Origin of the sequence: Nocardia sp. NPDC047038 (genome assembly GCF_040644075.1) — a bacterium.
GTDB lineage: Bacteria > Actinomycetota > Actinomycetes > Mycobacteriales > Mycobacteriaceae > Nocardia > Nocardia sichangensis.
In genome coordinates this window covers 384,635-397,004 of sequence record NZ_JBEYVQ010000004.1, presented here as the reverse complement: position 1 = coordinate 397,004, position 12,370 = coordinate 384,635, and the positions used below count along the sequence as shown (strand labels likewise).

The window sequence follows — 12,370 nt, the reverse complement described above, 5'->3', positions numbered from 1 at the left end:
TGGGCAGGCCGTCGTTTCACCCGCGAATGCCTCGTGCCGCTATCGGCCCGTCGCACATGGCCGTGGCGACCGCGCGAGCAGTCCCGAAGGGGAGGAGCCGTGATCGGAGGTGGGTTAAGCGGTGACGGCTCCGAATTCCGTCGCGAGCCAGGCGGGGAACTCGGTGAGGTCGGCAAGCACCACGTCCGCGCCCGCCGCGCGCAGTTCGTCGGCCGAGCACGGCCCGGTGCTGACGCCGACCGCGAAGACGTCCGCGGCGCGCGCGCCGTTCATGTCGCCGACGTGGTCGCCGACGAACAGATTCGCTCCCTGTTCGCGCAGCGTCGCCGCCTTGCCTGCCGACCAGAGGTCGCCCGCGAGATGATCGACGCGCCAACCGAGTTCGGCGAGGTGCAGCTGCGCGAGCGGGGCGTGCTTGCCGGTGACGACGACCACTCGTCCGTCACGTGCCTCGACAGCCGCCAGCGCGGCTTGCGCGCCGGGCATGGGGGGAATGCTCGACACGATCGTCGGATAGAGCGCGCGGTAGCGGGTCACCAGGGCCGGAACGAGATCCTCGGGTGCGCCCGCTTCGACGAGCAAGGTGGCCAGCGGCGGGCCGAGCCGATCGGCGAAGGTCGTCCCGTTCAGCGGCAGATCGAATTCGATGCCGAGCAGGTCGATGGCCCGCGCGACGCCCGGCCGCGAGTCGATCAGCGTCATGTCGAGGTCGAAGCCCACGGTCCAGGTCACCTGACCGACCCTAATCGCCCATGCCGCGGCGTGCCGGTCCGGATGTTGTGATTCACAACTCGGCCGCGCGAGTGGTGGGATCGTCCGGAGCGTGTCGCCTGGTGGCGGTGCCCGTCGTGATCCACGTGGAACCGCCGGTGCACTCGATGCCGGATAAAAGATTGTGCCGCAGAATGTTTCGGCAGCGAGTGCAAATCGGCGTCAGGTGTATCGCGGCGGTGCGGCGCGCGTAGCCGCTGATCGGGCCGATCTCCATCCGATCCATCCCGAGAGCGACCCGATCCGCTCCGTGGTGCAGCGGAACAGATCGTCCGAGTCGCGTCAGACGGCGCACACCAGCAGATCGTGCCGTCCGATGGATACGCGCCCGCCCACCGGCGGCCGGCGCGGGAAGTCGACGCCGATCCAGTTCGCTCGGCGCCACGGTAGTGGCCGGGCCGGTGGGGCGGGGTGCGCCCAGCGCCGCGCTCTGCTTTGCGGACAACGGACATCAGTCCCCGCCGGCGCCCTTGGGCGCACGAGCCACTGGGCGTCGCCCACTCGGCCGGTGTAGGAGACCCTGCGGACCGAGTCAGGATCCCGTCGGCGGGGCGGCGTCCAGCCGCGGTTCGGCGAGGGTGGAGCGCTTGCGTCCGTATCCGAGGTAGACCGCGATGCCGACCAGCACCCACACGCCGAACCGCACCCAGGTCAGCGCATCCAGCGTGGTCGCAAGCAGCAGGCACCCGATCAGCGCGAGCACCGGAACCACGGGCACCAGAGGGGTGCGGAACGGGCGTTCGCGCTCGGGCTCCACCCGGCGCAGCACCAGCACGCCCACGCACACCACCGCGAACGCCGACAGCGCGCCGATGTTCACCAGTTCCACCACGATGTCGATCGGCAGCAGTCCCGCGATGACCGCGCCGAGCGCTCCCAGCAGCAACGTCAGCCGCACCGGAGTGGCACGTTTGCCGGTGGCCGCGAGGGAGTAGGGCAGCAGCCGGTCGCGGCACATCGCGAACATCAACCGCACCTGCGCGTACACGATCAGCAGCAAACCCTTGGTGAGCGCGATGATCGAGGCGATGACGATGACATCGCCGATCCAGCCGATGCGCACCGCGCCGAACGCGGCGGCGATCGGTGCGCTGTTGTTCAGCGTCACGAACGGCACCATGCCGGTGAGCACGGCGCTGACCAGCGCGTAGAGCACGGTGGCGATGAGCACCGTGCCGATGATGGCGAAGGGTACGTCGCGCCGAGGGTTGCGCGCCTCCTCCGCCGACGCGGCGACCACGTCGAAACCGAGGAAGGCGAAGAACGCGATCGCGGCGCCGCCGATGATCCCACCGAGCCCGAACGGCGCGAACGGGGTCCAGTTGTCCACGCTCACGTGCGGGGTGCCGACGGCGATCACCAGCACCAGCACACCGATGGTCACCAGAACCAGCGCCTTGGTGATGCGGGCGGTGAACGTCACCTCACCCACCAGCACCGCGACGACGGCGGCGACGATCAGTACGGCGGGCAGGTTCACCACGCCGCCTTCTCCTGGCCCCGCGACGAGTGCGTGCGGGACGGTGATGCCGAACAGTGAATCGAGCGCGCACACCGTGGTCGCGGACCAGCCGATCGCCACCGCGGCGCCCGCGATGACGAACTCCAGCAGCAGGTTCCAGCCGACCAGGAACGCCGGTGCTTCGCCGAGGGTCGCGTAGGTATAGGTGTAGGCGCTGCCGGAGACCGGCACCATCGCCGCGAGTTCGCTGTAGCACAGCGCCACCAGCACGCACACCGTTCCGGCCAAGGCGAACGACAGCATGATGGCGGGCCCGGCCTTCTCCGCGGCCGCCACGCCGGTGATGACGAAGATCCCCGCGCCGACGATGGTGCCGACGCCCATGGCGGTGAGATCGAGCCGACCGAGCCTGCGCGCCAGCGTGGGCGCGCCCGCTTCGGTCGCGGTGTCGGGCAGGCGGCGGCGCCATCGCCGGGCTGATGCGGTGGTCATGACTCCCTCAGGAACGGTCCGTCGGTCGCGGCCGGTGTGCCGGACAGATAGACCATTCTCGCCGCGTAGCAGCGCGTGGGAATAACTGGGGTGTTGCGCTCAGCTGCCGGATGATGTCGCGAAGGGCGTGGCGGCGGCGATGTGCTCGGTGCGGTTGGGATGCCGCCACAGGCCTTTGCGCTCCAGGATCGGCAGCACGCCTTCGCCGAACCAGTACGCCTCTTCCAAGTGCGGATAGCCGGAGAGGATGAAGTGGGTGATGCCCAGGCGCGCGTATTCGGCCAGCCGTTCGGCGACTTCGGCATGCGAGCCGACCAGTGCGGTGCCCGCGCCGCCGCGGACCAGGCCGACGCCCGCCCAGAGATTGGGCGCGATCTCCAGCCGTTCGGTGCTGCCGCCGTGCAGTTCCAGCATGCGCCGCTGGCCCTCGGATTCGCTGCGCGCCAGGTTCGCCTGCACCCGCTCGATGTCGGCGGGGTCGATGCCGGCCAGCAGCCGGTCGGCCTCGGCCCAGGCCTGCTCGGAGGTGTCACGGCTGATCACGTGGATGCGCAGGCCGTAGTCGAGGACGCGTCCGTGGTCCACCGCCAGACGGCGGATCCATTCCAGCTTCCTGCTCACCGCGAGCAGCGGCTCGCCCCAGGTCAGGTAGGTGTCGCTATAGCGGGCCGCGATCGGGCCCGCGGGTTCGGAGGACCCGCCGAAGAACACCGGCGGCACCGGGTCCGGTCGATTGCTCAGCAGTGCCTGCTCGACTCGGATGTGTTCGCCTTCGAACGTCACCGGCTCGGTGGAGGTCCACAGTTCCCGCACCACATGCAGGAATTCGCCGGTGCGTGCGTAGCGCTGGGACTTGTCCAGGAAGTCGCCGTAGGCCTGCTGCTCGTGTGGCTCGCCACCGGTCACCACGTTGAGCAGCAGCCTGCCCCTGGAATGCCGCTGGAAGGTGGCCGCCATCTGTGCCGCGAGCGTCGGGCTGACCAGGCCGGGGCGGAATGCCACCAGGAACTTCAGCGTCTCGGTGGTCTCCACCATCATCGCGGTGGTCAGCCAGGCGTCCTCGCACCACGCGCCGGTGGGGGTGAGCACGGCCTCGAACCCGTTGTCCTCGGCGGCGGCGCCGATCTGGTTCAGATACCGCAGGCTGGCCGGGCGGTCACCGGACATGAAGGTGCCGTGCCCGCCCGCGACCAGTCCGCGGGAATCGCCGTAAGTGGGGAGGAACCAGTGGAACGACAGACTCATGCTGAGCCAACTCCCTTCCGGAGACCGCGGCCGAGCCACCGCCGTGACCAGCGCGCACGCGAAGCGACCCGAACCGGTGTCGCGGTCACAACGACCCCGCGGCACCTCGGGTGGGACAGATCGGGCGGTGCGCCTTGTGGGCGCGCCGCAGTGATCCATGCTGGGCGCTCCGCCGGCTCAGGTCACGATTTGAAACCAGGCCGGTTTTTATTCCGCTCTCGGTACGTGTCACTATTCGTGACTAGACGTAACCACGAATAACACGTAATCTGGCCTCAGCACGCACCCTCAGGTGTGCGAGGCGGACCGGACGAAACGAGTACCTCAATGACGCGGCATGTCGACGTATTGATCATCGGCGCTGGGCTGTCCGGAATCGGCATGGCCTGCCATCTCACCAAAGAGCAGACGGGACGCAGTTACGCGATCCTGGAACGCAGGACCGCCATCGGCGGCACCTGGGATCTGTTCCGTTACCCCGGCATCCGCTCCGATTCCGACATGTACACCTTCGGCTACGGCTTCCGCCCGTGGAACGGCACCAAGGTCCTCGCCGACGGCCCGCACATCCGCCACTACATCGAGGAGACGGCGGCCGAGTACGGCGTCACCGAGCACATCCGGTTCGGCCGCAAGGTCACCACGGCCCGCTGGTCGAGCGAGACGGCCACCTGGACGGTCGAGGCGCTCGACGAGCAGACCGGCGAGACCGAGATCCACACCAGCGACTTCCTGGTCGGCTGCACCGGCTACTACGACTACGACAACGGCTACCGTCCGCAGTTCCCCGGTGAGGAGAACTTCGGTGGGCGCATCGTGCATCCCCAGCACTGGCCGGAAGACCTCGACTACGCAGGCAAGAGAGTGGTGGTGATCGGCTCCGGCGCCACCGCGATCACTCTGATCCCGGCCATGAGCGACGCGGCGGCGCACGTCACCATGCTGCAACGCTCGCCGACGTACATCACCGCGCTGCCCGCCGACGACCCGGTCGCGGTGGGGATGAAAGCCGCCAAGGTGCCGGAGAAGCTGGCCTACCGGATCGGCCGAACCCGCAATATCGCCTTGCAGCGCGCGAGCTTCCAACTCTCCCGCACCAACCCGGAGGCGGCGAAGAAGCTCCTGCTGGCCGCCGTGCGCATGCAGGTCGGCCCCGGCATCGACATGCGCCATTTCACGCCGAACTACAACCCGTGGGATCAGCGGCTGTGCGTGGTTCCCAACGGTGACCTGTTCAAGGTGTTGCGCAGCGGCAAGGCCTCCATCGTCACCGACCGCATCGAGACCTTCACCGAAACCGGCATCCGCTTGGCCTCCGGCGAAGAACTGCCCGCCGATCTGGTCATCAGCGCCACCGGCCTGAGCGTGCAGATGCTGGGCGGCATGACCCTGGAGATCGACGGCGAGCCGGTGGTGACCCGGGACCGGGTGGTCTACAAGGGGGCCATGCTCGACAGCGTGCCGAACGCGATGATGGTGCTCGGCTACACCAACGCGTCCTGGACGTTGAAAGCGGACCTGGCGGCCGAGTACTTCTGCCGGGTGCTCAACCACATGAGGAAGAACGGTTTCACCCGGGTCGAGGCCGTCGCCACCGAGCGCGACCGAGGCGCCGACTCGGTGATGGGCGGGGCACTGACCTCCGGCTACATCCAGCGCGGCGACGCGGTGATGCCGCGGCAGGGCACCAACGGCCCGTGGCAGGTGATCAACAACTACTTCCGCGATCGCAAGCTGCTGCGCAAGGGCGCGCTCGAAGACGGGGTGCTGACCTTCAGGCGGACCGAGAAGTCGACCGCCACACGGCCGCTGGAAGGTACGCGCAGCGCCTGATCGCGGGGCGTCGCACCGCGGCGGGCACGACGATGTGCCTGCCGCGAGCGCGTGTCGTTTTCGAATCGCGCCGAAGACAACCCTGGACACGAAATAGCGCATGCTCAACGATCGCTGCACTGCGACGCGATGGCGCGTCGGCGGATGTATCGAGGGAGAGTATGAGCGTGATAACGCGCAGCAAGTTTCTGATAGGCGCGGTAGTCGCCACAACTCTGGCACTGCTTTCGACCGCATGCGGTGGCGGGGAGGTCCGCACCTCCGGCGGTGTGCCGGTCCTGCGGTATCAAGGCTGGGCCTCGCAAGTTGTCATTCCCGAACTCGCGGAGGATCTGGGCTTCTTCGACGGCAAAGTGAAGCTCGAATGGCAGGGCAATACCATCAGCGGTCCGCAGGACATCCAATCGGCGGCGACCGGTCAGGTCGATTTCGGCGGCGCGTTCGGCGGCGCGGTCGCGAAACTGGCGCAGGGCGGTGCGCCCATCACAGCGGTGGTCAACTACTACGGATCCGATGCGAAGACGTTCACCGGATTCTATGTTCCCGAGAACAGTCCGATCAGAACTCCGAAGGATCTGCTGGACAAGAAGATCGGGGTGAACACCCTGGGTGGTCAGTCCGAGGCGGACATCCACACCGCGCTGAAGAAGGTCGGTTTCACCGAGCAGCAGATCAAATCGGTTCAGCTGGTGGTGTTGCCCCCGCCGAATACCGAGGACGCCGTCCGGCGCGGCCAGGTCGACGTGGCTGCTCTGAGTGGACAATTCCAGCAGCGCGCGATCGCGAATGGCGGCCTTCGTCCGGTCTTCACCGACTACGAGGAGTTCGGTCCCTTCAACGGCGGCCAGTACGTGTTCCGCAACGACTTCATCGCCAAGAACCCCGACAGTGTCCGGGCATTCGTCGACGGGGTCGCCAAGGCGATCGAATGGCAGAAAACCACTCCTCGTGACCAGGTGGTCGCGAAGTTCACCGAAATCATCGAGAAGCGAAAGCGTTCGGGGGAGGACGCCTCGTCGGTGAAGTACTGGCTTTCGGTCGGAGTGCCTGCCGTCAACGGCGTGATCGTCGATGCCGACTTCGTGCGCTGGGAGGATTGGTTGCGGGATACCGGCGCCATCACCGGTTCGTTCGAGCCGTCGAAGTTCTACACCGACAAGTACAACTCGCAGGCTCCGAAGTAATGCATGCGACGGATCGGGCGTCGTTGCGCGCGAGCCCGATCCGTCTTCCTCATTCGGTCGGCCGGGAACGGTAACTACGGCTGAACTGCGCGATAGCTCGGTTTGGGCCAAGGGATGTACACCGGAATGTATCGCGCCATCACCCCGGCGCCGAGGGCCGACACGCCTCCGATGGCGAGGACCGCCACGGCCAGCGGACCGATCGCCGCCAATCCGCTGATCACCAACGGGCCCACGAAGAAACCGCCGTCGTGGGTGAGCCGCCACGCGGCGAGGAACTCGGCACGGCTTGCGGCGGGCGCGATATCGGCGCCGATGGTCATGATGACACCGTTGCCGATGCCGTTGCCGATTCCCATGACGATCGCAGCGATGCCGAGTGTGAGCGCCGAATCGGTCAGCGGCACCGACAAATACGCGACGGCCAGGATGACCAACGACGGCACGGCGATGAATCTCCTGCCGTACCGGTCCATCAAATGCCCTGCGGGATAGGCGCACAGTACATCGAGGCCCGCCCCGATGCCGAAGATCAGGCTCGCGGTAGCGGCGTCGACGCCGAGATGATCGGCCCAGAGCGGCAGTACGGCTTCCCGTGACGAACGCGCCGCACCCATCAACAACGACCCGGCGCCCAGCGTCAGCAACAGCGCGCGATGTGCTCGCGTGATCTCGACCAGGGACAGCGGCGGTTTCGGTATCGCTCCGGGGGTCGAGGTCTGCGGGTCCGGTAGTCGGGCCATCAGCCATCCGGCGATCGCGATGGCGATCAACTGGACGACGAATCCGCCGCGCGTGCCGAGGCCGGTGATAGCGGCCGCGCCGAGAAATGGTCCGGCGAAGAATCCCAGTCGCATGGCTCCACCGAATAACGCCATCGCCCGCGCTCGGCGTTCGAACGGCACCACTTCCGACAGATAGCTCATTCGAGCCAATCCCCAGACCGCATTGGACAGTCCGACGATTATCAGCCCTGCACCCAGAATCGGCACGGCCGGTGCGAACAAGCACAACAGCACACCGATCGAACCCGCCGTACTCGCGGCGATGATGGAGATCCGCTCACCGAGCCGGGCGACGACCTGGCCCGCGGGAATGTCGCCGAGTATCTGCCCGAGGCCGACCAGGGCGACGGTCAGACCAGCGACGGCGGCCGACGCGCCCAGGTCGAGCGCGGTGAGTGCCATGACGGGCGCCGCGGCTCCCATGCCGATCCCGTATGCCGCCGCGGGTACATAAACGGTGAACAACAATGGCCGAAGTGAGGGAAGTTCGACCGACGAGCCGTCCTGCCGGTAGGTGGTCATGCGACAACTCGAATATGCGCCGGTAAGTAATGCGCCCTGCACAGATGGGATGATGGGACCATATGACCCCACAGTACGGATATTCTTATCCGCTCCATATTGTGAAAATCGCGGTGATTTTATTTCGGGACCGCCGGGTCCCGTTCTCGCGTTCGCGTCAGGAATCCGTGCGAGCTGGTGTCCGTACGGCTATTTCACCGCTCAATGCGTAGTCGCCGGACAGTTGCAGTCGGTCTCCGCTCCAGAATCGGCCCGGGTCGTACCAGTCGGGGCTGCGGCGCTCGGGCAGCAGACCCATCGCTTGGTATGTGGCGGCGACGATCTCGGCACAGTACGCGTTCTCCAACTCGCGGGCGGTCGATCCGCTCGTCTTCCTGCGGGGCAGACGCGCACGACCGCGGAGCCAGCGCCCCGCCAAGCCCGCGGTGGAGGGGAACGGAGTGCCGTCGAGCCGGGCGATGGCGCGCAGCGCGCCGTCCTCCATGGCGCGGGTGGCGGGAGGGTTCAACTGGCGCAACCATGCCTGCTGACCGTAGCGGTGTGCCCAGACCAGAACGGCATCGCGCAGATTGTGCAACTGGGCGCCACGGTGCGCGGTCCCCGACCACATGTCGGTCAGTGATCGTCCGAGCTCCGCGTGCCAGATCAGCGCGGGCAGGTCGTCGATCACGACGGACATCCCGACATGGTTCACCGGACTGTTCGTCGTCATGCGAATCACCCGGTCGGCTGTGGAATGGCCACGGAAAAGCCAGATGTCACCCGTCCTGGTGACCTCGACCGCTCGGTCGAGATCGATGCCCGTCCCCGTCATGGTCGTAGCCTATGCGGTATGAGGTGGTGGAAGGCAGTGGGATTGGCGGGTGTGGCCGGTGTGGTTGCCACCGGTGTCGTGGTGGTGCGCGCCGAGCGCCGCCGCCGTGCCTACACCCCGGACCAAGTGCGCGAACAACTGCACGCGCGATTGGCCCAGGCGGCGTCGGCCGCGGCGGACGCCGAAACCGCCCGTGCGCAGCCGCAACCCGCGCCGAGTCTCAGCGAGCGCGTCCGGCGATTGTTCCGTCGTCGGTCGGGACGCGGGAAGTAAGCGCGAGCCAAGCGCAGACGGCGGTTCACAAAGTGATAGGCGCCATCGGGGCGAGGCCGAGTTCGGCGAGCGCGGCCGCGCCGCGTGCGGCGTGCTCGCCACCGGCGAGCACCGCGGTGCGCGCCGACTGGTAACGGCAACCGGCGGCGTCGAACGCGGCCGCCGTGGCGAGCAGCCGCTGCCGGTCACCGGCGTGCAAAGCCGTGGCGCGCTCGACGATGGCACCGGCGATGGGGTTTCCGGCGACGATGGTCCTGGCCTCGGCGAGGCGATCGGCGGCATCGGGGGCCTTGGCGAGCACGGCGGCTTCAGCCCGCAGCGCCACATACCAGTGCAGCCAGATCCAGGTGACCCATCTCCATACCTCGCCGGGATCGGCTGCCATCCGTTCCAGCGCCGCGCTCACCTGCCCGCGGTGGAGCATGGCGAGTGCGTCGAAGACCGCGCCACAGCCGTGGATATGCGCTGGTGGCGTGCCGAGTCGGGCTACGACGGCGTCCCATTCGGCCCGAGCGTCATGGTCGCCGCGTAGGTCGTGGATCATCGCCACGCCGGCTACCGCCGGACCGAGGACCGACTTGACGGGGTTGCCGACCCGATGCCACGACTCGAGGAATCGGACGCTGTTGGTGCGTACCTCCTCGACATTGCCCGCCAACGCGTCGGTCACCAGCAGCCAGCTCGTCGCGCGATGTCCGACCTCGGCGAGCAGCGGATGATCCGCGAGCTGCTGGGCCCACCGGCGGGCGCCCAGCAGATCACCCGCGCCGAGTTCGGCCTCGGCGGCCTCGCCGAGCGCGTCGATCAGCTCATGGGTACCGGCTGGGGTATGCGGAGCGGAGTTCAACAACACCATTCGGCTACGCGCAACGGCCGCTGCGGCGAAGGTGTCACCGGCCATGCTGTGCGCGCCGGCGAGTGTGTCGAGCGCAGCGGACTCCGCGAGCGGATCAGCCGTGTGCCTGGCGAGTTCGACGGCACGTTCGGCGCGCGCGACGGTCTCGGGCACAAGGTCGGATGAGTGCAGGCCGGTGAGGGCATCGGTGAGCGCTCGTCCGGCTTCGGCCAGCGCCACGGCGGCCTGGGCGGCCGGGTCGACACCGGCGAGCTGCCGCGCCTCGGTGATGAGCGCGATGGCTTCCTCCGGTGCCAGGGGCCGGACGAACTTACTCGCGAACCGGTAGCCGTTGGCAGCGGCGGTCGCCAGGTCGCGGGCGGCGCCGGCGGAGTCGCCGGACCTGAGGGCCGCCTCCGCGGCCGCGCGGTGCAGGCGGTGCATATCGTCGCCCCGCATCTGACATCCGGCCGCGGCAGCGGCATGGCGCAGCATCGAGGCGGCGGCGGACGGGTCGTCGGCGAGCGCGGCCGCCTGCTCGTAGCGCATCTGGGACTCACCGATCAGATTGCGGGTGAAGCACAGTCGCGCCAGATGCTGGGCGAAGCGGAAGGCATCCGCGCGGTGCTCCGGCCGATCGCCCGCCCACGCCATCGCGGCGCGGAAGTCGTCGGCCACCGCGTCGAATCGTGCCCGCCAGTCCGCTTTCACCACCGTCAGCTCGGCGGCCTCGGCCAGGCACCAGCGGAGGTGCCCCGCACGGGTGCCTGCCAGTTCACCGGCCTGCGTGAGCTGCTCCGTCCCGTACTGGCGGATGGTTTCCAGCGCCCGGTATCCGGTCCCACTCGGGTATGCCGTCACCGCGAGCAGGCTCTGCTCGGCGAGTCGGGCCAATCCGTCTGCGACAACGGCTTTCTCGGACGCCGCTACCTGCGCCGCCGCCTCGACGGTGAACGCGCCCATGAAGACCGACACCCGGCGCAGGAGCACTCGATCGTCCGGCTCCAGCAAGGCGTGGCTCCAGTCCAGCGCTGCCCGCACCGACCGGTGCCGGTCCTCGGCGCGCGGTCCCCCGGCGAGCATCCTGAGCTGGTCCGACAGTCCGGCTTCGAGACCATCCAGCCCGAGCGTCGTCCAGCGTGCGGCAGCCAACTCGATCGCCAGCGCCACACCATCGAGTCGCTCGCAGAAGGCGGCGACCTGGTCGCGAAGGGCGTGATTCGGCGGCCAGCCGCCGGCCGCCGCGCGGTCCATGAACAGCCGGACCGCATCCGAGTCGCCATCGCCGGCCAAGGACATCGGCGCGACCGTGTACACCCGCTCGAACGGCACCATCAGCCGGGCCCGGCTGGTCGCCAGCACCGTCAATCGCGGACATGTCGCGAGCAGTCGTTCGATGAACGGCGCCACCTCGTCGCGCACGTGCTCGCAGTTGTCCAGCACCAGTAAGGCGTGCCGGTCGGCCAGCGCGGTGAGCACAGACTCGTCCATGCCACGGCCGGGCTGCTCGCCGAGGCCGAGCGCGAGGGCGACCGTACCGGCGATCACGCCGGTGTCCGCGCTGGTGACCGGCACCAGGTCGACGAACCACACCCCGTCGGTGTACGCAGCGGCCATCTCCGCCGCGACGGCCAGCGCAAGCCGGGTCTTGCCCACTCCGCCGGGACCGACCGCGGTCACCTGCCGGTATTCGCCGATCATCGCGGTCAGTTCCGCGCGCTCCCGGCCGCGGCCGATGAAGGAAGTCAGCGGCCTCGGCAGGACCGGCGCCGGGTGCGGCCGGTCGTCGCGTACCGAAGCGGACGCGCGCTGGGCCAGTGCCCGCCGATCGGGCACCTCCAGCTTGCGCAGCAGTGAGGAGACGTGGCTTTCCACGGTGCGCACGGAGATGAACAGCTTCGCCCCGATCTCGGCGTTACTGAGATGTTCCCCCACCAGCGCCAGCACCTCGGCTTCCCGAGCCGAGATCTCCACCGTCGCCACCATGGCACCGATTCTGCCGTATCCCTTCGCCCTCATACTTCTCGGTCTGTTCCCGGTTGCGGGTTGCTGCCGTAGTCGATCGGTGGCCCGATCAGTGGACGGTTCCGTGGTCGCCACGGATGTGGGTCGGACTCGCCGGGAGAGATGCTGTGAGCACCCCCGGTTCGCCCG

The 12,370-nt window shown here is 68.2% G+C and carries 9 protein-coding genes; 3 read left to right on the top strand and 6 right to left on the bottom strand.

Annotated features, from left to right (window positions below; translation table 11 throughout):
- Positions 1-114: 114 nt before the first annotated feature.
- From ABZ824_RS18360 to ABZ824_RS18350, 3 genes are all read right to left on the bottom strand, one after another.
- Positions 115-732: an HAD hydrolase-like protein gene (locus ABZ824_RS18360; protein WP_355073927.1), complete on the bottom strand. Its 618-nt coding sequence runs from the start codon at positions 730-732 to the stop codon at positions 115-117.
- Positions 733-1,303: 571 nt separating this feature from the next.
- Positions 1,304-2,725 carry an amino acid permease gene (locus ABZ824_RS18355; protein WP_356964310.1) on the bottom strand — a complete coding sequence of 474 codons (1,422 nt, stop codon included), beginning with the start codon at positions 2,723-2,725 and terminating at the stop codon, positions 1,304-1,306.
- 99 nt (positions 2,726-2,824) lie between these two features.
- Complete coding sequence (locus ABZ824_RS18350) at positions 2,825-3,970, bottom strand: LLM class flavin-dependent oxidoreductase (protein WP_356964308.1); 1,146 nt, start codon at positions 3,968-3,970, stop codon at positions 2,825-2,827.
- Positions 3,971-4,297: 327 nt separating this feature from the next.
- Between ABZ824_RS18350 and ABZ824_RS18345 the strand changes: the two genes are divergently transcribed.
- Complete coding sequence (locus ABZ824_RS18345; protein ID WP_356964307.1) at positions 4,298-5,803, top strand: NAD(P)/FAD-dependent oxidoreductase; 1,506 nt, start codon at positions 4,298-4,300, stop codon at positions 5,801-5,803.
- Positions 5,804-5,964: 161 nt separating this feature from the next.
- The gene (locus tag ABZ824_RS18340) at positions 5,965-6,987 is read left to right on the top strand and encodes an ABC transporter substrate-binding protein (RefSeq protein ID WP_356964306.1); all 1,023 of its coding nucleotides are present in this window, start codon (positions 5,965-5,967) and stop codon (positions 6,985-6,987) included.
- A gap of 74 nt (positions 6,988-7,061) precedes the next feature.
- On the opposite strand, the gene ABZ824_RS18335 is transcribed toward ABZ824_RS18340, so the two are convergent.
- Both ABZ824_RS18335 and ABZ824_RS18330 read right to left on the bottom strand, forming a co-directional pair.
- Entirely contained in the window at positions 7,062-8,294 is a 1,233-nt protein-coding gene (locus ABZ824_RS18335) for an MFS transporter (RefSeq protein ID WP_356964304.1), read from the bottom strand.
- A 157-nt stretch (positions 8,295-8,451) separates the two neighbouring features.
- Positions 8,452-9,108, bottom strand: a complete 657-nt coding sequence (locus tag ABZ824_RS18330) for a hypothetical protein (protein WP_355073917.1) — start codon at positions 9,106-9,108, stop codon at positions 8,452-8,454.
- An 18-nt stretch (positions 9,109-9,126) separates the two neighbouring features.
- On the opposite strand from ABZ824_RS18330, the gene ABZ824_RS18325 reads away from it, so the two are divergent.
- The gene (locus ABZ824_RS18325) at positions 9,127-9,381 is read left to right on the top strand and encodes a hypothetical protein (RefSeq protein ID WP_356964303.1); all 255 of its coding nucleotides are present in this window, start codon (positions 9,127-9,129) and stop codon (positions 9,379-9,381) included.
- Positions 9,382-9,406: 25 nt separating this feature from the next.
- Here the strand turns inward: ABZ824_RS18325 and ABZ824_RS18320 are convergent, their stop codons facing one another.
- A complete protein-coding gene (locus ABZ824_RS18320) occupies positions 9,407-12,202 on the bottom strand; it encodes a LuxR C-terminal-related transcriptional regulator (protein WP_356964302.1) in 2,796 nt (931 codons plus the stop codon).
- Positions 12,203-12,370: the final 168 nt, after the last annotated feature.

What these genes read in the sequence shown, in the direction of transcription:
- ABZ824_RS18355 (WP_356964310.1), bottom strand. Translation starts at nt 2,725, where the DNA reads ATGACCACCGCATCAGCCCGGCGATGGCGCCGCCGCCTGCCCGACACC.
- ABZ824_RS18350 (WP_356964308.1), bottom strand. Translation starts at nt 3,970, where the DNA reads ATGAGTCTGTCGTTCCACTGGTTCCTCCCCACTTACGGCGATTCCCGC.
- ABZ824_RS18345 (WP_356964307.1), top strand. Translation starts at nt 4,298, where the DNA reads ATGACGCGGCATGTCGACGTATTGATCATCGGCGCTGGGCTGTCCGGA.
- ABZ824_RS18340 (WP_356964306.1), top strand. Translation starts at nt 5,965, where the DNA reads ATGAGCGTGATAACGCGCAGCAAGTTTCTGATAGGCGCGGTAGTCGCC.
- ABZ824_RS18335 (WP_356964304.1), bottom strand. Translation starts at nt 8,294, where the DNA reads ATGACCACCTACCGGCAGGACGGCTCGTCGGTCGAACTTCCCTCACTT.
- ABZ824_RS18330 (WP_355073917.1), bottom strand. Translation starts at nt 9,108, where the DNA reads ATGACGGGGACGGGCATCGATCTCGACCGAGCGGTCGAGGTCACCAGG.
- ABZ824_RS18325 (WP_356964303.1), top strand. Translation starts at nt 9,127, where the DNA reads ATGAGGTGGTGGAAGGCAGTGGGATTGGCGGGTGTGGCCGGTGTGGTT.
- ABZ824_RS18320 (WP_356964302.1), bottom strand. Translation starts at nt 12,202, where the DNA reads ATGGTGGCGACGGTGGAGATCTCGGCTCGGGAAGCCGAGGTGCTGGCG.